This window comes from Sphingopyxis sp. (assembly GCF_035250425.1).
Lineage (GTDB): Bacteria > Pseudomonadota > Alphaproteobacteria > Sphingomonadales > Sphingomonadaceae > Sphingopyxis.
In genome coordinates, this window is the sequence record NZ_DATFFD010000226.1 from 1 (window position 1) to 21,022 (window position 21,022).

21 protein-coding genes are annotated in these 21,022 nt (G+C 64.6%); 10 read left to right on the plus strand and 11 right to left on the minus strand.

Translation table 11 applies throughout. From position 1 onward, the window contains the following. Window positions 1–97 precede the first annotated feature (97 nt). The 4 genes from VJ811_RS13410 to VJ811_RS13425 all read left to right on the plus strand — a co-directional run bounded on the left by VJ811_RS13410 (window position 98) and on the right by VJ811_RS13425 (window position 4,674). Window positions 98–1,135 carry a 2-oxoacid:ferredoxin oxidoreductase subunit beta gene (locus VJ811_RS13410; protein ID WP_324073133.1) on the plus strand — a complete coding sequence of 346 codons (1,038 nt, stop codon included), beginning with the start codon at window positions 98–100 and terminating at the stop codon, window positions 1,133–1,135. A 38-nt stretch (window positions 1,136–1,173) separates the two neighbouring features. Further along, on the plus strand, window positions 1,174–2,127 hold the full coding sequence (locus VJ811_RS13415; protein WP_324073135.1) for a metal-dependent hydrolase: 954 nt from the start codon (window positions 1,174–1,176) through the stop codon (window positions 2,125–2,127). Between the two features lie 77 nt (window positions 2,128–2,204). Next, window positions 2,205–3,485, plus strand: coding sequence for a cyclopropane-fatty-acyl-phospholipid synthase family protein (locus tag VJ811_RS13420; protein ID WP_324073137.1), 1,281 nt, complete (start codon window positions 2,205–2,207; stop codon window positions 3,483–3,485). Between the two features lie 16 nt (window positions 3,486–3,501). After that, window positions 3,502–4,674 (plus strand): serine hydrolase, encoded by a 1,173-nt coding sequence (locus VJ811_RS13425; protein WP_324073139.1) that lies wholly within the window; start codon window positions 3,502–3,504, stop codon window positions 4,672–4,674. Window positions 4,675–4,766: 92 nt separating this feature from the next. On the opposite strand, the gene VJ811_RS13430 is transcribed toward VJ811_RS13425, so the two are convergent. The 3 genes from VJ811_RS13430 to purF are packed head-to-tail and all read right to left on the minus strand — an operon-like array spanning window position 4,767 to window position 7,410. Next, window positions 4,767–5,153 (minus strand): hypothetical protein, encoded by a 387-nt coding sequence (locus tag VJ811_RS13430; protein WP_324073141.1) that lies wholly within the window; start codon window positions 5,151–5,153, stop codon window positions 4,767–4,769. A gap of 60 nt (window positions 5,154–5,213) precedes the next feature. Further along, on the minus strand, window positions 5,214–5,948 hold the full coding sequence (locus tag VJ811_RS13435) for an SDR family NAD(P)-dependent oxidoreductase (protein ID WP_324073143.1): 735 nt from the start codon (window positions 5,946–5,948) through the stop codon (window positions 5,214–5,216). Between the two features lie 4 nt (window positions 5,949–5,952). Next, window positions 5,953–7,410 carry an amidophosphoribosyltransferase gene (gene purF / locus VJ811_RS13440; RefSeq protein ID WP_324073144.1) on the minus strand — a complete coding sequence of 486 codons (1,458 nt, stop codon included), beginning with the start codon at window positions 7,408–7,410 and terminating at the stop codon, window positions 5,953–5,955. A 143-nt stretch (window positions 7,411–7,553) separates the two neighbouring features. Here purF and hisI point away from each other — a divergent pair, with 143 nt between their 5' ends. The 5 genes from hisI to VJ811_RS13465 all read left to right on the plus strand — a co-directional run bounded on the left by hisI (window position 7,554) and on the right by VJ811_RS13465 (window position 12,354). After that, window positions 7,554–7,934: a phosphoribosyl-AMP cyclohydrolase gene (hisI, locus tag VJ811_RS13445; RefSeq protein ID WP_324073146.1), complete on the plus strand. Its 381-nt coding sequence runs from the start codon at window positions 7,554–7,556 to the stop codon at window positions 7,932–7,934. Next, window positions 7,921–8,457, plus strand: coding sequence for a hypothetical protein (locus VJ811_RS13450; protein ID WP_324073148.1), 537 nt, complete (start codon window positions 7,921–7,923; stop codon window positions 8,455–8,457). Before hisI ends, VJ811_RS13450 begins: the two co-directional genes overlap by 14 nt. A gap of 66 nt (window positions 8,458–8,523) precedes the next feature. Continuing rightward, entirely contained in the window at window positions 8,524–8,955 is a 432-nt protein-coding gene (locus VJ811_RS13455; protein WP_324073149.1) for a MerR family DNA-binding transcriptional regulator, read from the plus strand. Window positions 8,956–9,009: 54 nt separating this feature from the next. After that, window positions 9,010–10,812, plus strand: coding sequence for an acyl-CoA dehydrogenase C-terminal domain-containing protein (locus tag VJ811_RS13460; protein WP_324073152.1), 1,803 nt, complete (start codon window positions 9,010–9,012; stop codon window positions 10,810–10,812). Between the two features lie 45 nt (window positions 10,813–10,857). Further along, a complete protein-coding gene (locus tag VJ811_RS13465) occupies window positions 10,858–12,354 on the plus strand; it encodes a phospholipase D-like domain-containing protein (RefSeq protein WP_324073154.1) in 1,497 nt (498 codons plus the stop codon). Between the two features lie 148 nt (window positions 12,355–12,502). Here VJ811_RS13465 and VJ811_RS13470 read toward each other — a convergent pair whose 3' ends face one another. The 6 genes from VJ811_RS13470 to VJ811_RS13495 form a co-directional block, all read right to left on the minus strand. Continuing rightward, complete coding sequence (locus tag VJ811_RS13470; protein WP_324073156.1) at window positions 12,503–13,354, minus strand: CoA ester lyase; 852 nt, start codon at window positions 13,352–13,354, stop codon at window positions 12,503–12,505. A 105-nt stretch (window positions 13,355–13,459) separates the two neighbouring features. Further along, on the minus strand, window positions 13,460–13,909 hold the full coding sequence (locus tag VJ811_RS13475) for a MaoC family dehydratase (RefSeq protein ID WP_324073158.1): 450 nt from the start codon (window positions 13,907–13,909) through the stop codon (window positions 13,460–13,462). After that, window positions 13,909–15,750, minus strand: coding sequence for an acetyl/propionyl/methylcrotonyl-CoA carboxylase subunit alpha (locus VJ811_RS13480; protein WP_324073160.1), 1,842 nt, complete (start codon window positions 15,748–15,750; stop codon window positions 13,909–13,911). Before VJ811_RS13480 ends, VJ811_RS13475 begins: the two co-directional genes overlap by 1 nt. Further along, window positions 15,747–16,052 carry a hypothetical protein gene (locus tag VJ811_RS13485; RefSeq protein ID WP_324073162.1) on the minus strand — a complete coding sequence of 102 codons (306 nt, stop codon included), beginning with the start codon at window positions 16,050–16,052 and terminating at the stop codon, window positions 15,747–15,749. The genes VJ811_RS13480 and VJ811_RS13485 overlap by 4 nt, the downstream gene beginning before the upstream one ends. After that, a complete protein-coding gene (locus VJ811_RS13490; protein ID WP_324073164.1) occupies window positions 16,049–16,393 on the minus strand; it encodes a DUF3088 domain-containing protein in 345 nt (114 codons plus the stop codon). Before VJ811_RS13490 ends, VJ811_RS13485 begins: the two co-directional genes overlap by 4 nt. Before the next feature lie 2 nt (window positions 16,394–16,395). Next, complete coding sequence (locus VJ811_RS13495; protein WP_324073167.1) at window positions 16,396–17,994, minus strand: carboxyl transferase domain-containing protein; 1,599 nt, start codon at window positions 17,992–17,994, stop codon at window positions 16,396–16,398. Window positions 17,995–18,140: 146 nt separating this feature from the next. On the opposite strand from VJ811_RS13495, the gene VJ811_RS13500 reads away from it, so the two are divergent. Further along, window positions 18,141–20,222: a M13 family metallopeptidase gene (locus VJ811_RS13500; RefSeq protein WP_324073169.1), complete on the plus strand. Its 2,082-nt coding sequence runs from the start codon at window positions 18,141–18,143 to the stop codon at window positions 20,220–20,222. Between the two features lie 20 nt (window positions 20,223–20,242). Here VJ811_RS13500 and VJ811_RS13505 read toward each other — a convergent pair whose 3' ends face one another. After that, complete coding sequence (locus tag VJ811_RS13505) at window positions 20,243–20,530, minus strand: hypothetical protein (protein ID WP_324073170.1); 288 nt, start codon at window positions 20,528–20,530, stop codon at window positions 20,243–20,245. After that, the gene (locus VJ811_RS13510; protein ID WP_324073172.1) at window positions 20,527–20,919 is read right to left on the minus strand and encodes a VOC family protein; all 393 of its coding nucleotides are present in this window, start codon (window positions 20,917–20,919) and stop codon (window positions 20,527–20,529) included. Before VJ811_RS13510 ends, VJ811_RS13505 begins: the two co-directional genes overlap by 4 nt. Window positions 20,920–21,022 lie beyond the last annotated feature (103 nt).

Here is a 21,022-nt window from a genome sequence, read left to right on the forward strand (position 1 = left end):
GCGACCAGTATCTGGTCGACGCCAAGCCCGTGAACAAGGTGTCGGGCCAGCCCTTCACCATCGCCGAAATCGAAGCCGCCATCGAGGAGGCGCTCAAGTGAACGAGATGACGACCATCGCGCGGACGACGACGCTCAAGGATTGGGAAACCGATCAGGAAGTCCGCTGGTGCCCCGGGTGCGGCGACTATGCGATCCTGAAGGCGGTGCAGCGCACGATGCCCGAAATCGGCACCGCGCCCGAAAACACCGTGTTCGTCAGCGGCATCGGCTGCTCGTCACGTTTCCCCTATTATATAGAAACCTATGGCTTCCACACGATCCACGGCCGCGCGCCGGCGTTCGCGACGGGGCTGAAGCTCGCCAATCCCGACCTCGATATCTGGATTGTGACCGGCGATGGAGACGGGCTGTCGATCGGCGGCAACCACACGATGCACCTGATCCGCCGCAATCTCGATTGCCAGATCATGCTGTTTAACAACGAGATCTATGGCCTTACAAAAGGGCAATATTCTCCGACCAGCCGCGTGGGGACGACCAGCCCGTCGACGCCCTATGGCTCGGTCGATCGCCCGGCGCAGCCCGCAGCGTTCGCGCTCGGTGCGGGCGCGCGTTTTGTCGCGCGCGGCTTCGACGTGTCGAAGGAACTCCCGAACGTGCTGAAGGCAGCACACGCCCATAAGGGTGCAGCCTTTATCGAGATTTTTCAGAACTGTATCGTCTATAACAAAGACGTGTTCGAGGATTTCGCTGCGCCGAAGGGCGCCGAGGATCGCCAGCTCTGGCTCAAGAATGGCGAGCCGATGATCTATGCCAAGGGCACCAAGGGTATCGCGCTCGACGCCGAGGCGTTGCACCTCAAGACCGTCGACGTCGTAGACGGCGACTGGCAGGCCGCGGGCGTGATCGTCCACGACGTCACCAACCGCAGCGTCGCGCACATGCTCGTCGAGATGCGCTTCGGCGAATTCCCGATGGCGCTCGGCGTCCTCTACGACGACCCGCGCCCGACTTTCGAGGCCGACGTCGTCCGCCAGAACAAGGCGGCCGCCGAAGGCAAGGCGGCCGATCTGCAGGGCTTGCTCAAGAAAGGGCAGACCTGGACGGTCACCGAGGGCGGGCCCGAACTCTGATCTTGCCGCGGCACCGCGCGTCGGATCTATAGCTCGGCATGGACAATCTGACGCACAGCCTCATCGGCGCGGTTCTTGGCCAGATGGGGCTCAAGAAAAAGACCGGCCTCGCGATGCCGACGCTGATCATCGCGGCGAACCTGCCGGATATCGACGCGGCCTGCGCGATCTATGGCATCGAATCGCTGTCGATGCGGCGCGGGATCACGCATGGGCCGGTCGCGCTGCTGGTGCTGCCGATCATTCTGTGGGTGCTGATGTTCGCTTTCGACCGCTGGCAGGGCCAGCGCGGAAAAAGGCCGGCGGAGCGGCTCCCGGTCCATAAGGGCTGGCTGCTTGCGCTCGCCTATGTCGGTTGCCTCAGCCACCCCGCGCTGGACTGGCTCAACAATTACGGCATCCGCCTGCTTGAACCGTTCAGCCACCGCTGGTTCTACGGCGACAGCATCTTCATCATCGACCTGTGGATATGGATCGCGCTCGCTGCGTCGATATGGCTGTCGCTGCGCGGCGAACGGCGCGGAGCGGCGAACTGGCGGCGCCCGGCGTGGATCGGTTTCACCGCGGTATGCGCCTATATCTTCGTCAATGGCCTCATCACCGGCGCCGCCGAGCGCATGGCGTCGCGCGCGCTTGAAGCGGGCGGCCAAAAGGATGCGCTCGTCGTTGCGAGCCCGCCGCCGCTTGCTTTCTGGAAGCGCGACATCTTCTGGCGGACCGCCGACCGCTACGGCACCGCAAGCTTCGTTCCGGGCGCCGGCGGCGAAGTCGATCTGACCGGCGCACCGACCGGCATGGACGATCCGCGCCTCGCGACCTGGGTGAAGGCCGATCCCGCGGCGCGCGCCTTCCTGTTCTGGTCGCGGATGCCCGTGGCGCAAAAGGACGGCGACGCGATCCTGCTGCGCGACCAGCGTTTCATGCACCCGCTTGCGCAGGACCGGTTCCAGGTTCGCCTGACCGCGCCCGACACCGCCAGCGATACCGAATGATCGGGTCCGCGCGACGTCATGGCGCCGCGTGCTTCAACCGATTGTCAGCGCGATGCGTTTGAGGCAGGAAGGTGTCAATGAACACGCATGTCAGCCCGCGCCGCGGTAAGGAACTGCTCCGCGCCGACCGTGCCTATCGCTCGGGAGGCGGCATGGCGCGGCTCATCGCGCTGGCGCCTGCGAGCCTCTTTCATCGCATGCTCGACCGGATCGACGCCGGTCTCGCCCAGGGAACGATCGAGAGCCATCTGCCCGACGGCAGCGTGCGCCTGCTCGGCGGGCGCGGCAAGGGGCCGGTCGCGGTCGCCCATCTCCACAGCTGGGCCTCGCTCGCGCGGCTGGCGCTGTCGGGTTCGGTGGGCTGGTATCGCGCCTGGGAAGCCGGCGAATGGTCGTCACCCGATCCGGTGCCTTTGTTCGACCTGTTTATGCGCAACGGCGAAGCGCTGGGCAATGTGGGCCGCGCGCATGGTCCGTGGCGCTGGCTGAACAGGGCGATCCACGCGCTCCATCGCAACGATCGGCGCGGCGCGAAGCGGAACATCCACGCCCACTATGATTTGGGCAATGATTTCTATCGCTTGTGGCTCGACATGAGCATGAATTATTCGAGCGCGCTGTTCACCGATCCGGGCCAGTCGCTCGAGGAGGCGCAGGCGGCAAAGGTCGACGCGATCCTCGACCGGCTTGACCTGCGTTCGGGTAGCCGCCTGCTAGAAATTGGCTGCGGCTGGGGCGCGCTCGCCGAGCGCGCGGTCGAACGCCACGATGTCCTGTACACCGGCATCACGCTGTCGCCTGCGCAAGCCGAAATCGCCGATGCCCGGCTCGCCGCGGTCGATCTGTCGGATCGCTCGCGCATCGAAATCTGCGATTACCGCGACGCGCAAGGGCCGTATGACGCGATCGCCAGCGTCGAAATGGTCGAGGCGGTGGGCGAGGCTTATTGGCCTGCCTATCTCGACGCGATCGCGCGGCTGCTCAAGCCTCGTGGGCGAGCGGCGATCCAATATATATTGATCAACGACGCGCTGTTCGAACGCTATGCGGCGAGCAGCGACTTCATTCAGGCCTATATTTTTCCGGGCGGCTGCCTGATTTCGGAGAGCCGCTTCCGCGCGCTCGCCGAGGCGCGCGGCCTCGCGTGGCGCGAGGGGCGGCGGTTCGGCGGCGACTATGCCGAAACGCTCCGCCAGTGGCGCGAGCGTTTCGACGCGGCGGTCGCGGCCGATCAGCTGCCGCCGGGGTTCGACGCGCGGTTCGTGCGGCTCTGGCGTTACTATCTGCAATATTGCGAGGGTGGCTTTCGCGGCGGCGGCATCGACGTCGCGCAAGTCACGCTTGAAAAGACAGCCTGAAAAGGGGGAGAGAGGCATGCGAAGATTATTGGCGGCGGTGCTGCTGTGCACCGCGGCGGCGGGGTGCAGCGCGCCCCAGACCACCGAGAAAACCGATCAACTGCCAAAGGATCTGAATGTGCTGTTCTGGACCCAGGATCAACGCGACGCCGCCTTCCGCACGATGGAGACCGTTCCCAAGGTTGTCGTCAACACGGTCGCGGCGGGCGGTCCCGTCTATCCGCTGCCGCAGGGCAAGCCGCTCGATCTCGGCATCGATGTCGACGCCCATATGGCGAAGCAGCGCAACGCCGGGCTGGTCATCGTTCAGGACGGCAAAATCCGGCTCGAAAAATATGCGCTCGGCTACGGCGCGGCGGGCCGCTGGACGAGCTTTTCGGTCGCGAAAAGCTTCACCTCGACGCTTGTCGGCGCGGCGGTGAAGGACGGCTATATCAAGAGCCTCGACGACAAGGTCACCGTCTATATCCCCGGCCTCAAGGGCTCGGCCTATGACGATGTCTCGGTGAAGCAGCTGCTCACCATGACCTCGGGCGTCAAATGGAACGAGGATTATACCGATCCCAAGTCCGACGTCGCCTTGTTCAACATGCAAAAGCCGATCGTCGGCGAAGACATAACGGTCAGCTATATGAAGAGCTTGCCGCGCGAAGCGCCCGCGGGGTCGAAATGGGTATACAAGACCGGCGAGACCAATTTGATCGGCGTTCTGGTGTCGAGCGCGACGGGCAAGACGCTGTCGGCCTATCTGTCGGAGAAGGTCTGGAAACCATTCGGCATGGAGCAGGACGCGGTGTGGATGCTCGGCGCGACGGGGCACGAGATCAGCGGCTGCTGTATGTCGGCGAGCCTCAAGGATTATGCGCGGTTCGGGCAGTTCATCCTGAACGGCGGTGTCGCGGGCGGCAAGAAGGTGCTGCCCGACGACTGGTTGCCGGCGGCGACGACGAAGCAGGCGGACATCGACCTGCCCGGGCGCGGCTATGGCTATCAGTGGTGGACCAACGATGACGGCAGCTTTGCCGCGCAGGGCATCTTCGGGCAGGGCATCTTCATCGACCCGAAGCGGGGGCTGGTGATCGCCTCAAACGGCAACTGGCCGACCGCGACCGATCCCGAGGGTGTCGGAGCCGCGCGCGAGGCGTTTTACAGAAGCGTGCAGGCGGCGGTGGATAAGGAAACCAAATAAGCCAATAAACCGTCGCCCCCGCGGAGGCGGGGGCCGCTGGCGACGTTGCGCAAGCCTGATAACGGCCCCCGCCTTTGCGGGGGCGACGGATATTAGTCGATGACGGTCGCCGTCGCACGCTGGGCCAGCCACACCGCGACGAGCGGGACGGCGACGCCCAGCGCCATGATCCACCATGCGTCGGCGAGCGTGACGGCGCGATAGAGCGCGGCGCCGATCACTGCGCCCGCGACGATCCAGCCCGCGCCGGTTCCGGCTGAAATGCGCATCGCGAACCAGCTGCCGCCAAAGGTGCCGATGAACCAGCCGACGATCAGCGCGATCGTCGATCCGATCGGGATCAGGACTTCGCCGCTGTTCGGATCATAAACGTCGGGCGATATTTCGCTGCCGGCATATTGGGCGAGCCAGATCAGCCCGAAAGCGACGACGATCCCGATCACGGTCGCAATCGCCGTGCGCAAAATATTCTTGGTCATTCCCGCGCCCTTGCAAACCCTCTTATGCGAGCGTCTTAGCGCAGGAAAACAAAAATGGCGTTAAGCTTTTTCCATGACCTTGGGCAGCGCGTGGAAGGCGGTGCTGTCGAACCCTTCGACCATCAGCCCCGCGACAAATTCGCCGACCGCGACGGGATCCTTGATGCTCTGCGGATCCTCGCCGGGATAGGCGCGCGCGCGCATTTGGGTGCGCGTACCGCCGGGATCAAGGATCGCGGTGCGCACGGTCGAAATGTTGCGCATTTCGGCGCCATAGCTCGTCACGAGCGTTTCGAACGCCGCCTTCGATGCGGCGTAGGCGCCCCAATAAGCGCGCGGCTCGCGCGCGACGCCGCTCGACAGCGCAACCAGCCGGCCGTTTGCGGCACGGCGCAGCAGCGGATCGAAATTGGCGATCAGCGCCTGTTGCGCGATCAGGTTCAGCGTCAGCAGCTTGTTGAATTCCTTACCGTCGATCGCGGCCACGGGGGTCAGCGTGCCGAGCATCGCGGCGTTGAGCACGAGCATGTCGAGCTGTTGCCAGCGTTCGGCGATCGCGCTCGCGAGGCGGGCGATGCTGTCGCCGTCGGTCAGATCGAGCGGAGCGATCGTCGCGCTGCCGCCGGCTTCGTGGATGCGGTCTTCGAGTTCCTCGAGCCCGCCCGCGGTGCGCGCGGTGATCACGACATGCGCACCGCGTGCAGCCAGCGATTCGGCGATTGCTTCGCCGATCCCACGGCTCGCCCCGGTGACGAGCGCAACCTGGCCCGCCAATTCTTTAGACGTCACAGTCATTATGTTAGACAACCCGTTCGGCAAGCAGCGAAAATTGATCTTCCAACCCATGCTCGTCGAAATCGGTCAGCGTGGTCGGATAGTCGCCGGTAAAGCAGGCGTCGCAATATTGCGGGGCGTCGTCGCTGCGCTTCGCTTCACCCAGTGCGCGATACAGGCCGTCGATCGAGATGAAGGACAGGCTGTCGGCGTTGATGAAGTTCGCCATCTGGCCGACGCTCATCTGCGCGGCGAGCAATTTGGCGCGTTCGGGGGTGTCCACGCCATAGAAGCAGCTGTGCTGCGTCGGCGGGCTCGCGATGCGCATATGCACCTCGGTCGCACCGGCATCGCGCATCATCTGCACGATCTTGAGGCTGGTGGTGCCGCGCACGATCGAATCGTCGATCAGCACGATGCGCTTGCCCGCGATCAGCGCGCGGTTGGCGTTATGCTTCAATTTCACGCCGAGGTGGCGGACCTTGTCGCCCGGCTGGATGAAGGTGCGCCCGACATAGTGTGAGCGAATGATGCCGAGTTCGAACGGAATGCCCGATTCCTGCGCATAGCCGATCGCCGCGGGCGTTCCCGAGTCGGGGACCGGGATGACGAGGTCGGCCTCGACCGGGTTCTCGCGCGCGAGTTCGGCGCCGATCGCCTTGCGCACCGAATAGACGCTCGTCCCGTCGACGATCGAATCGGGGCGCGAGAAATAGACATATTCGAAGATGCACGGGCGCGCCGGATGGTCGGCGAAGGGGCGGTGCGAGGTCAGCTGCCCGTCGCGGATAATGACAAGCTCGCCGGGCTCGACCGAGCGCACGAATTCGGCGCCGACGACATCGAGGGCAACAGTTTCGGACGCAAGGATATGCGCGTCGCCGAGCTTGCCGATCACGAGCGGGCGGATACCGAGCGGATCGCGGCAACCGATCATGCCCTCGGCGGTCAGGCAGATCAGCGAATAGGCGCCTTCGACCTGCTTCAGCGCGTCGATGAACCGATCGAGCAGCGAGCGATAGGCCGATGTCGCGACGAGATGGATGATCACCTCGGTATCGCTGGTCGACTGGAAGATCGAACCGCGGCGGACGAGCACCTTCTTGAGCGCGGTCGCATTCGAAATATTGCCGTTATGCGCGACCGCGAAGCCGCCCGTCGACAGGTCGGCGAACAGGGGCTGGACGTTGCGCAGCGCGGTCTCGCCGGTCGTCGAGTAACGGACATGGCCGACCGACGATCCGCCTTGCAACTGGCGCATGATGTCGTCGCGGTCGAAATTGCCCGCGACATGGCCCATCGCGCGGTGGGTGTGGAATTCCTTGCCGTCGAAGGCAGTGATGCCCGCGGCTTCCTGTCCACGGTGCTGCAGGGCGTGAAGCCCCAGCGCGACAACCGCGGCGGCGCTATCGGCGCCATGAATACCAAATACGCCGCACTCCTCGCGGAGCTTGTCGTCATCAAAAGGGTGGGTCGTCAGCATGTCATTCCAGGGGCAGGGGGGCAGTGACTGGGGCGCATATAGGGACGGCAATCGCAAATGTCGCCCCCCTAATCACGCATTTGTCACAGTGGAGGCGAACAACGGCGTGACAGTGGCTCCAAACCTGCTCTAAAGCGCACTTTATGGATGACCAGCGCGACACGACCGACCGATTTTCTCCGCGTTTCGACGCCGCCGGACTGGTGACCGCAATCGTCACCGACGCCGATACGCATATCCTGCTGATGGTAGCGCATATGAATGCCGAGGCGATCGAGCAGACTCGCGCGACGGGGCAGGCGCATTTCTGGTCGCGGTCGCGGGCTGCGTTGTGGCGCAAGGGCGAGACGTCGGGCAATGGCCTGACGGTCGTCGAGATGCGGGTCGATTGCGACCAGGACGCGCTGCTGCTCCGCGTCAAGCCCGCCGGCCCTGCCTGTCACACGGGACGCCGATCCTGCTTTTATCGCCGTGTCGAGGCCGATGGCGGCCTGACGTTCCTGGCGGACGATGCGCAAGGTTGATGCCGTCGCGCTCGCGGTTCTGCTGCTCGCGGGGTGCGGGCGGCCCGCGCCGGACGAACGCGCGGCGGGAATCGACGCTGGCAACCCGCTGGAAGTGGCTGCCCGCCAGCGCGGTGTCGTGCATCCCGAGGCGGCAAGCCCGGTCGGCGTGTTCGAGCGCGCGCACGATCTCGGCCGCGATGCGATGTGCGTCGTTCCCGATGGCGCCGGAAAATGGCGCTTCGCCGTCACCGCTGCCTTTGGCCCCGGCCTCTCGTGCGCTGCCAACGGAACGATGGTTCGCGAGGGCGGCGGCTGGCGGATGCGCTTCGCCGGCGCCGATGGTTGCGAAGCCTTTGTGCATGAGGAAGAGGATGAGCTCCGCTTGCCCGGAAGCTTGCCGCAGCAATGCCGCCGCCTGTGCCCTGGCCGCGCCTCGCTCGCGGGGCTGAGCCTGCCGCGCGCGAGCTGGTCGGCGGCCGATGCGGGGGGCTTGCGGATCGCCGATCGAGACGGCAATATGCACCGTCCATGCGAGGGCTGAACTACCCCGAAATGACCCGTCCTGCCGGGCTTGACGTTCACGTCAACGGAAACTAGTTTCACCGGCATGACCGAACAATATGGCCACGCCCATATCGATACGCCCGACCATCTGGGGCGCGAACAATTCAGCATCACGGACTTGTCGACCGAGTTCGGGGTCACCGCCCGCGCGCTGCGTTTCTATGAGGATGAAGGGCTGATCAGCCCGTCGCGCAAGGGATTGTCGCGCATCTATTCGAAGCGCGACCGCGCGCGGCTGGCGTGGATACTTCGCGCCAAGCGCACGGGCTTCAGCCTCGCCGACATTCGCGAGATGATCGACCTCTACGACGTCGGCGATGGCCGCAAATTGCAGCGTCAGGTGACGATCGAGAAGTGCGAACAGCGCATCGGCCTGCTGCAACGCCAGCGCGACGATATTGACAGCGCCGTCGAGGAATTGTCGCGGTTCATCGATATGGTGAAGAAGGTCGACGCCGGCCAAAAGGTCGACTGAAGCCTCTCCCCAGGCAAGTTTGACATCGCTAGCTGCTTTTCAGAAGGATTTCCCATGCCCGTCTATCGCGCTCCCGTGCAGGACACGCTCTTCCTCCTCAACGAAGTGCTCGGGATCGAGCGTTATTCGAACCTGCCCGGTTTCGCGAACGCGACCCCCGACATGATCGAGGCGGTGCTGACCGAAGCGGGAAAATTCTGCGAGGAAGTGCTGTTTCCGATCAACCAGTCGGGCGACCTCGAAGGCTGCACGCGCCACGACGACGGCAGCGTAACGACGCCGAAGGGCTTCAAGGAAGCGTATAAGGCCTATTCCGAAGCCGGCTGGGGTCTTCTCACCGCGCCCGAAGAGTTCGGCGGGCAGGGACTGCCGCACGTCATCGGCTTCCCGGTCGAGGAATATCGTAACGCCGCCAATCAGGCGTTCGCCATGTATCCGGGGCTGACGCAGGGCGCGACCGCGGCGATCCTCGTCAAGGGATCGGACGAGCAGAAGGCGACCTATGTCCCCCGGATGATTGCGGGCGAATGGGGCGGGACGATGAACCTGACCGAGCCGCACTGCGGCACCGATCTCGGCCTCATCCGCACGCGCGCGGTGCCGAACGGCGACGGCAGCTATGCCGTCACGGGCACGAAAATCTTCATCTCGTCGGGCGAGCATGACCTCACCGATAATATCATCCACCTTGTCCTCGCGAAGACGCCCGATGCGCCCGACAGCGTCAAGGGCATCTCGCTGTTCATCGTGCCCAAGTTCATCGTCAACGAAGACGGCTCGCTCGGCGAGCGCAACACGCTGTCGTGCGGCTCGATCGAGCACAAGATGGGCATCCACGCCAATTCGACGTGCGTGATGAACTATGACGGCGCGAAGGGCTGGATGGTCGGCGAAGAGAATAAGGGGCTCGCGGCGATGTTCGTGATGATGAACGCCGCGCGCCTCGGCGTCGGCATCCAGGGGCTCGGTCAGGCCGATGTCGCGTATCAGAACGCGGTACAATATGCACAAGACCGCCGTCAGGGTCGCGCGCTCACCGGTCCCAAGGATCCGCAGGAAAAAGCCGATCCCCTGTTCGTCCACCCCGATGTCCGCCGCATGCTGATGGACGGCAAGGCGACGGTCGAGGGGCTGCGCGCGCTCTGCACATGGGGGGCGCTGCAGGTCGATCTCGCGCACGTCGCCGAGAGCGAAGAAGAGCGCCAGCGCGCCGACGATCTCGTCAGCCTGCTCACGCCGGTCATCAAGGGTTTTGGCACCGACAAGGGCTATGACGTTGCCACCAACGCGCAGCAGGTGTTCGGCGGCCACGGCTATATCGAAGAACAGGGCATGAGCCAGTATGTCCGCGATGCCCGCATCACGATGATCTACGAAGGCGCGAACGGCGTGCAGGCGATGGACCTCGTCGGCCGCAAGCTCGCGCAGAATGGCGGACGCGCGATCCAGGCCTTCTTCGCGATCGTCGACGAGGAATGTGCGCGCGCCAAGGGCGATGAAGCGCTCGCCGACTTCGCGGCGCGCCTCGAAAAGGCGAATGGCGAGCTCAAGGCCGCGACGATGTGGTTCATGCAGAATGGCATGGCGAACCCGAACAATGTCGGCGCCGGCGCACACCATTATATGCACATCCTGGGGATCGTCGCGCTCGGCTCGATGTGGCTGATGATGGCCGAAGCGGCGCAGAAGGCGCTCGCCGAAGGCCGCGGCAACAAGGCGTTCCTCGAAGCCAAGCTCGTCACCGCGCGCTATTTTTCCGAACGCTTCCTGCCCGACGCGGGCTCGCTCCGCCGCAAGATCGAGGCGGGCAGTGACGCGATGATGGCGCTGGCGCCCGAGCAGTTCGTCGCAGCCTGACTTTAGCCCTTGCAACCATCGCCGCCAACATGCGTGGTGGCGGCGATGGGGACCGAGCTATCGCCAATAGTCGTCGAAGGCCGCAATTGCTGGCGCATCGAACGCGCCGACAAGGCGCGGATGATCGTCGATGCCGCCGACTATTATGCGCTGCTCGAACGGCTGATGGCCGAGGCGAAAGAGCGCATCCTGCTCATCGGCTGGGACTTCGATCCGCGCATCGCATTGAAGCCCGACAAGACGGGCAGGGGGGAGCCGCTCGGCGATTATCTGCTGCGGCTCGCCAAGGAAAAACCCGAACGCGACATCGACATATTGCGCTGGAATTTCGGTGGGCTGAAACAGTTCGCGATGCCACGCATCCTGTCGATGGTCGCGCGCTGGAAACTGACGCGCGCGATCAGCTTTCGCCTCGACAGCGCGCATCCGGTCGGGTGCAGCCATCATCAGAAGGTCGCGGTGTTCGACGACCATCTCGCGGTCTGCGGCGGCATCGATGTCGGCGCGCGCCGATGGGACACGCGCGATCACAAGGACGGCGACCCGCACCGCACCGCGCCCGACGGCAAAGCCTATATGCCGTGGCACGATTCGACGATGATCCTCGCGGGGCCGGTGGGCAACGCGCTCGCCGACCTCGGCAACGAGCGCTGGCAGCGCGCGACCAAAAAGCCGCTGTGCGACGTCAAGGGCGATGGCGAGAATTGGCCCGACGACCTCGAACCCGATTTCGAAGGCGTCGACGTCGCCATCTCGCGCACCCGCGCCGAATATGACGGCTATGAGGAAATTCGCGAGATCGAGCGGCTCTATCTCGACATGATCGCCGCCGCCGACCGTTTCATCTATTTCGAGAATCAATATTTCACCTGCGGCAAGATCGCCGCCGCCATTGCCGCGCGGCTGAACGAGGACGATCCGCCCGAATTCGTGATGGTGATGCCGAAGACCGCCGACGGCTGGCTCGAACAGATGGCGATGGACGCCGCGCGCGTGCAATTGGTGCGCGAGATCGCCAAGGCGAAGCATGGCGATCGGCTGAAAGTCTATTATCCCAGCACCAAGCGCGGCGCGCCAATCTATGTCCACGCCAAGACCGCGATCGTCGACGACCGGTTTCTGCGGGTCGGGTCGGCGAATATGAACAACCGCTCGATGGGGCTCGACAGCGAATGCGACGTGACGATCGACGCCGCGCTGCCCGCGAACAAAGGCGTCGAACCCGCGATCGCGCGGCTGCGCACGTCGCTCATCGCCGAGCATCTCGATGTGAAGAAAGACGAGGTCGCAGCGACGTTCAAGCGCACCGGCTCGCTGATCGGAACGATCGAGGCGCTGCGCGGCAAGGGGCGGTCGCTCGAACTGCTCGACCTCGTGCCGCCGGGGCCGTTCGACGAGTTCATCGCCGACAATGAGGTGCTCGATCCGACCAGCCCCGATGCGATGTTCGAAGGTTTCACCGAGCGCGGTCTCAAGAAGAGCTGGCACCGCGGCCGCGACTGGATGAAGCGCCACCGGCCCTTCGGGCGCAAATCGAACTAAAATTCCGCTCGCATCGAGCGAAGTCGAGATGCCCCTCGACGTGGCGCTATCTCGCTGGGTGTCTCGACTTCGGCCAATGGCCGAGGTTTATCCCGAGCGCCTGCAAGGCAGTCGAAGGGCTCGACACGAACGGGAATAGCGGGTTGCCCTAATCCGCCAGCGAAAGGATGTGCTTCGCCTGTTTGAGATGCGGGGCGTCGACCATCTGGCCGTCGACCTGCAACACCCCGACGCCGGGACTGGCGGCAAAGGCATCGACGATCGCCTGCGCGCGCGATACCTCGTCGGCGCTGGGCGTGAAGGCGGCGTTGATCGGTTCGACCTGCGACGGGTGGATCGCCATCATGCCGGTAAAGCCGTCGCGCCGCGCGCGGGCGGCATAGGCGGCGAGGCCTGCCTCGTCCTTGATCGCCGGGAACACCGTATCGATCGCGGCGATGCCTGCGCCGTGCGCCGCGAACAGCGTCAGCGCGCGCGCGACTTCATAGGGCGAGGTATAGCGGCCGTCGGCTTCGCGGCTCGTCGTCGCGCCGATCGCGGCGGGCAGATCCTCGGCGCCCCAGGTCAGCCCGAGCAGGCGGTCCTTCGCTTCGCGATAGCTGCCGAGCGTGAAGATCGCCGCGGGGGTTTCGGTGGCGATCGGCAGGATGGGCGGCAGCGTGGCATCGCGCGCCGATTCGCTGCGCAAGATCGTGTCGAGCTGCGCGATGCTCGGCGCGCCTTCGGCCTTGGGCAGCATGATCGCATCGGGCCGCGCCGCGGCAATCGCCGCCACGTCCGCGGCGGTCAGATGCCCGTCGAGCGGGTTGACGCGCACCAAGGTCACGACCGCGCGCTCCCCCGCCAGGTAATCGGCGATTGCGTGGCGCGCTGCATCCTTGTTCGCCAGCGACACCGAATCCTCAAGATCGAGGATGATCGCGTCGGCGCCCGACGCCGCGGCCTTGGCGAAACGCTCGGGGCGGTCGCCGGGGACGAAGAGGAGCGAACGTAGTCTCATAAATCTCTCCTACCCGTTTGCCCTGAGCTTGTCGAAGGGCCGTTCTTTACTTCTACGACACCGAGCGAAGAACGGTGCTTCGACACGCTCAGCACGAACGGTTTGCTAGGGAACCTTCTTGATCAACGCCGACCGTTCGCACTGGCAAACAACCTCGTCCCGCTGGTTGATGGCACGGTGAAGGAAGGTGATAATCCCCGCATTGGACCGCGATTTCGACTCTTTCAGGCCGATGACCTCGGTCTCGGCGCGCAGCGTGTCGCCGATGAACACCGGCTTCGGCATCACCAGCTTGTCGTAGCCAAGGTTGGCAACGAGCGTGCCCAGCGTGGTGTCGCCCACCGACAGCCCGACCATCAGGCTGAAGGTGAAGGTGCCGTTCACGAGGATCTGTCCGAACTCCGACGCCTTCGCCGCCTCGATGTCGAGATGCAGCGGCTGCGGATTGTGCGTCATCACGGTGAACAGCAGATTGTCGGTCTCGGTGACGGTGCGGCGGATGTCGTGGGACAGCGTGTCGCCGATGTTCCATTCGTCGAAATATTTACCGGCCATTATGCCTCTTCCTTCTCGATCCGCACGAGCAATGCCTCGACCTGCACCTGCGCGCCCGCCGTCGCGTTGAGTTCGGCCACAACGCCGTCGAACGGTGCGGTCAGGCTGTGCTCCATCTTCATCGCTTCGAGCGTGAGCAATTTCTGCCCCTTCGTCACCTTGTCGCCCGCGGCGACCTCGACCGCAATGACCTTGCCGGGCATCGGTGACAGGATCGTCCCATCGCCCGCGGCACCGCCCGCGCTGCCTTTGGCGCGCCAGGGCGTCAACTGCCAGACCGAACCGCCCTCGGCAACGAGCATCGCAGGAGCGGGCTGTTCGGCGCCGGGGCCATGCAGCTCGACCTCGACGCGCTTGCCGTCGAGCAGGAAGGGCGCGCTGCGCACATCGGGCGCGTTGAGGCGGAAGCCCGATTGCAGCGCGCGCGGCACCATCGCCATCGCGGCGTTCGTCAAGGCTTGCTGCGAGGGAACCGGCTCCTCGGTCATCGCATCGCCGTCGCGGCCGATCAGACCGGTATCGACGGTGCCCGCGATAAAATCGGGATGATCGAGCGAATTGATCAGGAACGCCGAGTTGGTCTTCACCGGCCAGATCGCGCTGTCCTCCAGCATCTCCGACAATGATTCACGCGCCTCCTCGCGGTCCTCGCCCCAGGCGATGACCTTGGCGATCATCGGGTCATAGAAGGGCGAGACCTCGGCGCCTTCATAGACGCCGGTATCGACGCGGCCGATAAGTTCGGGAAGCTGGAAGAGTTCGAGCGTGCCGATGCTCGGCAGGAAGCCCTTCGCCGGATCTTCGGCATAAAGCCGCGCTTCCATCGCCCAGCCGTTGATCGCGAGCTCGTCCTGCGCCAGCGGGATCGGCTCGCCCGACGCGACGCGCAACTGCCACTCAACCAGATCGACGCCGGTGATTTCCTCGGTCACCGGATGCTCGACCTGCAGGCGCGTGTTCATTTCCATGAACCAGATGCGGTCGGCGCGCAGGCCCTCCGACGCGTCGGCGATGAATTCGATCGTGCCGGCGCCGACATAATCGACCGCCTGCGCCGCGCGCACCGCGGCGGCGCAGAGGTCGGCGCGCGTCGCTTCGTCCATGCCGGGGGCGGGAGCTTCCTCGATCACCTTCTGGTGGCGGCGTTGCAAAGAGCAGTCGCGTTCGAACAGGTGGACGACATTGCCGTGCGTGTCGCCGAATATCTGCACCTCGATATGGCGCGGGGTCAGGATATATTTCTCGATCAGCACATGGTCGTTGCCGAACGATGTCGCCGCCTCGCGCTGGCATGAGGCGAGCGCGTCGATGAAATCCGCCGGGCTATCCACCTTGCGCATCCCCTTGCCGCCGCCGCCGGCGACCGCCTTGATCAGCACCGGATAGCCGATTTGCGCGGCCTGATCGGCAAGGAAAGCGGGTTCCTGATTTTCGCCCATATAGCCGGGCGTGACCGGCACGCCGGCTTCGGCCATCAACTTCTTCGCGGCATCCTTCAGCCCCATCGCGGTAATCGAGGAAGGCTTCGGCCCCACCCACACCAGTCCGGCATCGGCCACCGCCTGCGCGAACCCGGCATTTTCGGAAAGGAAGCCGTAGCCCGGATGGATCGCCTCGGCGCCGGTCGCTTTCGCGGCGGCGATGATCTTCTCGCCGACCAGATAACTCTCACGCGCCGGCGACGGCCCGATATGCACGGCCTCGTCGGCTTCACGCACATGCAGCGCCTTGGCATCGGCGTCCGAATAGACCGCGACAGTGCGAATGCCCATCTCGCGCGCGGTGCGGATGATGCGACAGGCGATCTCGCCGCGATTGGCGATGAGGAGGGACTGGATCATTGGGTTCCGTTCACTTCGAAATGCAGCACATGCGCTTCCTTTTCGATCAGGAAGTCATCGTCGAAATCATAATATTTGGCGGCGGCGACCGACGTGCCGGCGAAGCCCTCGATCACGTCGAGATTGTCCCAAAAGGTCAGCATCTCGAAATGGACGACATCGCCCTCGGTACGCCGGAGGCACCACGCCCCGCGATTGCCGGCGACCGACCGATAATCGGGAATGGCGACGTCGAGCATCAGCTTGAAATAGGCTTCGGCCTTGTCCTTGGGGACGATCCCGTGCCAGCGCCGAGCGATCATGGATGCGCCTCCGGAAACCCGTGCCGGACGTGCAGTGCATGAAGCAGCCGTTTGAAGTCGCCAACAAAGCGTGTGCCGTCATGGTCGCCGTCGGCAAGCCCGTCGGGCGCATCGTCGGCGAGCACGAGCACCGGCAGATTCTGGTTCGCCGCGCCGATCGCGGCAATCACGGCGTTGCGTGGACGCGGATAGGCGATGCGGATGACGTCGAGCTTCGCTGCCTGTTCGGGATAGGCCGCGAGCAATCCATCGACGGTAATGCAATCCCGGCAATAGAAATTCCGCCCGGGCAGCGCCGGGTCGTCGAACAGCGGATCGAGAAGGAAGAGCCGGTCGCCCATTGTCACATCCGGAACACGCCGAACCCGCGGTCTTCGACCGGCGCGTTCAGCGTTGCCGCGAAAGCCAGTCCGAGCACGTCCCGCGTCTGCGCGGGGTCGATGATGCCGTCGTCCCACAGGCGCGCGGTCGCGTGATAAGGATTGCCCTCATCCTCATATTTCTGGCGGATCGGCGCCTTGAAGGCTTCGGCCTCTTCGGGCGTCCATTTGTCGGCATCACGGTGGACGGTTGCGAGGACCGATGCGGCTTGCTCGCCGCCCATCACGCTGATCCGGCTGTTGGGCCAGCTGAACAGGAAACGTGGGCTATAGGCGCGTCCGCACATGCCGTAGTTGCCGGCGCCGAAGCTGCCGCCGATCAGCACGGTGATCTTCGGCACCGTCGCGGTCGCGACCGCGGTCACCAGTTTCGCGCCATGCTTGGCGATGCCTTCGGCCTCATATTTGCCGCCGACCATGAAGCCCGAGATATTCTGGAGGAAGAGCAGGGGAATGCGCCGCTGCTGCGCGAGTTCGATGAAATGCGCGCCCTTCAACGCGCTCTCGCTGAACAGCACGCCGTTGTTCGCGAGGATCGCAACGGGAATGCCCCAGATATGCGCGAAACCGCAGACGAGCGTGCTGCCGTAATTCGCCTTGAATTCGTGAAACTCGCTGGCGTCGACGATGCGCGCGATGACTTCGTGCACATCATAAGGCGCGCGGACGTCGTCGGGAACGACGCCGTACAGCTCTTTCGCGTCGTACTTGGGCGGGCGCGGGTCTTTCAGCGGAACCTCGAAGCCCTTATCCACGCCCAGATGGCTGACGATGTCGCGCACGATCGTCAGTGCATGCTCGTCATTCTCGGCGAGATGGTCGACGACGCCCGATTTCTTGGCGTGAAGGTCGCCGCCACCAAGGTCTTCGGCGCTGATCTCCTCGCCCGTCGCGGCCTTCACCAGCGGCGGGCCGGCGAGGAAGATCGTGCCCTGATTGCGCACGATGACGGTCTCGTCGGACATCGCGGGGACATAGGCGCCGCCCGCGGTGCAGCTTCCCATCACGCACGCGATCTGCGGGATGCGCTTCGCCGACATATTCGCCTGGTTGAAGAAGATGCGCCCGAAATGGTCGCGGTCGGGAAACACCTGATCCTGATGCGGAAGGTTCGCGCCGCCGCTGTCGACGAGATAGATGCAAGGCAAGCGGTTCGCCTCGGCAATCTCCTGCGCGCGAAGGTGCTTTTTGACGGTCATCGGATAGTAAGTGCCGCCCTTCACCGTCGCGTCGTTGCACACGATCATGCACTGGCGCCCCGACACGCGCCCGATGCCGCAGATCAGCCCGGCGCCCGGCACTTCGCCGTCATAGAGGTCGTTCGCCGCGAGCTGGCCGATCTCGAGGAAGGGCGCGCCCGCATCGAGCAGCCGCTCGACGCGCTCGCGCGGCAGCAATTTGCCGCGGCTCGTGTGCCGCTCGCGCGACTTTTCGTTGCCGCCGAGCGCGGCTTCGGCGACCGCCGATCGCAGCGCGTCGGTCAGCGCGCGATTGTGCGCGCTGCGAGTGCGATATTCGTCGCTGTCGGCGTTGATGCTGGTGCCAAGAACCGGTGCGCTCACTGTACAGTCTCTCCCTGAAATCGGTTCGGAACTAACCCGTCGCTCGTCGATTGAAAAGCGCAGCAGGCCGAAAATGGTTGGCGTTGAAACCAGTTTTTCGCACGCGTCGGCCGCCTGCCTATCCGTGACAAAATAAGGTCATTTCCATGAAAAAAGCTGTCTTTGCCGTTCTTCTGTCCACCGCAGCGATTCTCGCGGGACCCGTCGCCTGCAGCAGCGGCAAGGACAGCTCCGCCGCCTACACCGTCGGCACCGAAATCGGGATCAGCAAGGCCGCGATGGACACCGCCGCGAAGCCCGGCGACGACTTCTACGCCTACGCCAACGGCAATTGGGACAAGACGACCGAAATTCCCGCCGACCGCTCGTCGATCGGCGGTTTTTACGTGGCGCAGCTCGAAACCGAAAAGCGCAATCGCGAGCTGGTCGACGCGATCGTCAAGAGCGACGCCGCCGCTGACACCAACGAAGGCCGTATCGCTGCTTTCTATAAAGCTTACACCGACACCAAGGCGATCGATGCCGCGGGCATGAAGCCCGTCGCCGCCGACCTCGCACGCTTTGCCGGGATCACCGACAAGGCCGCGCTGTCGAAGGTTCTCGGCGAACAGCTCCGCGCCGACGTCGACCCCTTGAACGCGACCGATTTCGGCACCGAGAATCTCTTCGGCGTCTTCGTGACGCAGGGGCTCGCGACCCCGGGCGAGGTGATCCCCTATCTGCTGCAGGGCGGGCTCGGTATGCCCGAGCGCGAATATTATCTGTCGGCCGACCCCAAGATGGCGAGCATCCGCACCGCGTATCAAGCCTATATCGCCAAGCTGCTGACCGCCGCCGGCCAGACCGACGCCGCGGCGAAGGCGAAGCGCATCTATGATCTCGAGGTCAAGATCGCCAAGGCCCACGCGACGCGCGAGCAGAGCGAAGACTTCACCAAATCGGCCGACGTTTGGGCAAAGGGCGATTTCGCCAGGAAGGCGCCCGGCATCGACTGGCCGGCGTTCATGAGCGCCGCCAAGCACGACGGCGCGGCAAAGTTCGGCGCCTATCACGCGAACGCGATCACCGGGCTGTCGGCGCTGGTCGCGTCCGAACCGCTCGACGCGTGGAAGGACTGGCTCGCCTTCCACCAGATCAACAGCCACGCCGACGTGCTGCCAAGCGCGATCGATAGCGCGCACTTCACCTTCTACGGCACGACGATGGCGGGCACGCCGCAGCAACGCAGCCGTGACAAGCGCGCGCTCGACGCGCTCGATACCTATCTCGGCGATGCGGTGGGCAAGGCCTATGCCGACAAATATTTCCCCGCCTCGGCCAAGGCTGAGGTCGGCGACATGGTGAAGAACATCAAGGCCGCCTTCGCGACGCGCGTCAACACGATCGACTGGATGGCACCCGAGACCAAGAAGGAAGCGATCAAGAAGGTCGAAACGATCGCGGTGGGGGTCGGCTACCCCGACAGCTGGCGCGACTATGGCAGCTATACCGTCGGCGCCAATGCCTATGCGAACGAGGTCGCGGGGCAGCAGGCCGAATATGCGCATCAGCTCGCCAAGATCGGCAAGCCGATGGACAAGGGTGAATGGTGGATGGTCCCGCAGACGGTTAACGCGGTGAACCTGCCGGTCCAGAACGCGCTGAACTTCCCCGCCGCGATCCTTCAGCCGCCCTTCTTCAACGCCAAGGCCGACCCGGCGTTCAACTATGGCGCGATCGGCGCGGTCATCGGCCACGAAATCAGCCACAGCTTCGACAATAATGGCGCGGCCTTCGATTCCACCGGCGCGCTGCGCAACTGGTGGACCCCGGCGGACCTCGCGAAGTTCAACGCCGCGGGCGACGCGCTTGCGGCGCAGTTCGACACCTACAAGCCGTTCCCCGATCTCGCGGTCAACGGCAAGCTGACGCTGGGCGAAAATATCGCCGACGTCGCGGGGCTTCAGGCCTCCTACGACGCCTATCGCGCCTCGCTCGGCGGCAAGGAAGCGCCGGTGATCGACGGTTTCACCGGCGATCAGCGCTTCTTCATCGCCTATGCGCAGACGTGGGCGACCAAGATGCGTGCCGAGGCACTGCGCGCGCGCGTCGCGACCGACGGCCATGCGCCGGGCATGTACCGCGCGCTGACGGTGCGGAACCTCGACGCCTGGTACAAGGCGTTCAACGTCCAGCCGACCGACAAGCTGTACCTCGCCCCCGACAAGCGCGTCCGCGTCTGGGGCTGATGAACGGGCAGGGCGGGGCATTATTTCGCCTCGCCCTCAACGGACGGCGCGCCGGGCTTTTCCTTCAGGATCAGGTATCGATAGACGCCGATCGCGTTGATGATCAGCAGCGCGATATTCTGCCACCCGATGCCTTCGCTCTCGGGCTTCAGGAACCCCCATGCGATCAGCGCGATGCTGCTCGTGACAAAGACGACGAACGCCCAGCCGGTCCAGCGGCGCCCGAGGTTGAGCGACACCACGAGCGCCGCGAGCGTCGCCGCGCCCGCGCCATAATATTGCAGGGCGGTGAGCAACGTGTCGCTCACCGCGGTTCGATAAGGTTGCTGACCTCGACAAGATTGCCGTCGGGGTCATGGAAATAGAGCGAATCGATCGTGCCCGTCGCGCCATCGCGCAATCCCGCATCGAGGATCGCGATGCCCTGCGCTTCCAGATGCCTGCGCCATTCGGCGACCGGCGTATCGCTGAGCAGGCAAAAATTGCCGCTGCCCGGCACCGTGTCGCGCGCGATGCTTGGGCTGGTCGCGGCGTCCTGAAGGCTGATCTTGTTCCCGCCGAACTGCAGCGAATATTTGCCCGGCCGTTCCTCGCGGGTCACCATGCCGAGCACGCGCTCGTAGAACTCACGCGTCGCCGCGACGTCGCGCACGCACAGCACGATATGGTCGAATCCGGAGACGCGAAACGCGCTCATCGCTCGCTCGCCGTCGCGCCATGGAGATATTCGAGCTTCAGCCCGCGCGCGCTCATACCGCCCCCAGCAGCGCGAAGACGCCCGAAGCGGTGAGGATGGGCCA

Bases quoted from the DNA above. Each gene is read 5' to 3' on its own strand.
- VJ811_RS13415 (WP_324073135.1), top strand. From the start codon at position 1,174: ATGGACAATCTGACGCACAGCCTCATCGGCGCGGTTCTTGGCCAGATG.
- VJ811_RS13420 (WP_324073137.1), top strand. From the start codon at position 2,205: ATGAACACGCATGTCAGCCCGCGCCGCGGTAAGGAACTGCTCCGCGCC.
- VJ811_RS13425 (WP_324073139.1), top strand. From the start codon at position 3,502: ATGCGAAGATTATTGGCGGCGGTGCTGCTGTGCACCGCGGCGGCGGGG.
- VJ811_RS13430 (WP_324073141.1), bottom strand. From the start codon at position 5,153: ATGACCAAGAATATTTTGCGCACGGCGATTGCGACCGTGATCGGGATC.
- VJ811_RS13435 (WP_324073143.1), bottom strand. From the start codon at position 5,948: ATGACTGTGACGTCTAAAGAATTGGCGGGCCAGGTTGCGCTCGTCACC.
- purF (WP_324073144.1), bottom strand. From the start codon at position 7,410: ATGCTGACGACCCACCCTTTTGATGACGACAAGCTCCGCGAGGAGTGC.
- hisI (WP_324073146.1), top strand. From the start codon at position 7,554: ATGGATGACCAGCGCGACACGACCGACCGATTTTCTCCGCGTTTCGAC.
- VJ811_RS13450 (WP_324073148.1), top strand. From the start codon at position 7,921: ATGCGCAAGGTTGATGCCGTCGCGCTCGCGGTTCTGCTGCTCGCGGGG.
- VJ811_RS13455 (WP_324073149.1), top strand. From the start codon at position 8,524: ATGACCGAACAATATGGCCACGCCCATATCGATACGCCCGACCATCTG.
- VJ811_RS13460 (WP_324073152.1), top strand. From the start codon at position 9,010: ATGCCCGTCTATCGCGCTCCCGTGCAGGACACGCTCTTCCTCCTCAAC.
- VJ811_RS13465 (WP_324073154.1), top strand. From the start codon at position 10,858: ATGGGGACCGAGCTATCGCCAATAGTCGTCGAAGGCCGCAATTGCTGG.
- VJ811_RS13470 (WP_324073156.1), bottom strand. From the start codon at position 13,354: ATGAGACTACGTTCGCTCCTCTTCGTCCCCGGCGACCGCCCCGAGCGT.
- VJ811_RS13475 (WP_324073158.1), bottom strand. From the start codon at position 13,909: ATGGCCGGTAAATATTTCGACGAATGGAACATCGGCGACACGCTGTCC.
- VJ811_RS13480 (WP_324073160.1), bottom strand. From the start codon at position 15,750: ATGATCCAGTCCCTCCTCATCGCCAATCGCGGCGAGATCGCCTGTCGC.
- VJ811_RS13485 (WP_324073162.1), bottom strand. From the start codon at position 16,052: ATGATCGCTCGGCGCTGGCACGGGATCGTCCCCAAGGACAAGGCCGAA.
- VJ811_RS13490 (WP_324073164.1), bottom strand. From the start codon at position 16,393: ATGGGCGACCGGCTCTTCCTTCTCGATCCGCTGTTCGACGACCCGGCG.
- VJ811_RS13500 (WP_324073169.1), top strand. From the start codon at position 18,141: ATGAAAAAAGCTGTCTTTGCCGTTCTTCTGTCCACCGCAGCGATTCTC.
- VJ811_RS13510 (WP_324073172.1), bottom strand. From the start codon at position 20,919: ATGAGCGCGTTTCGCGTCTCCGGATTCGACCATATCGTGCTGTGCGTG.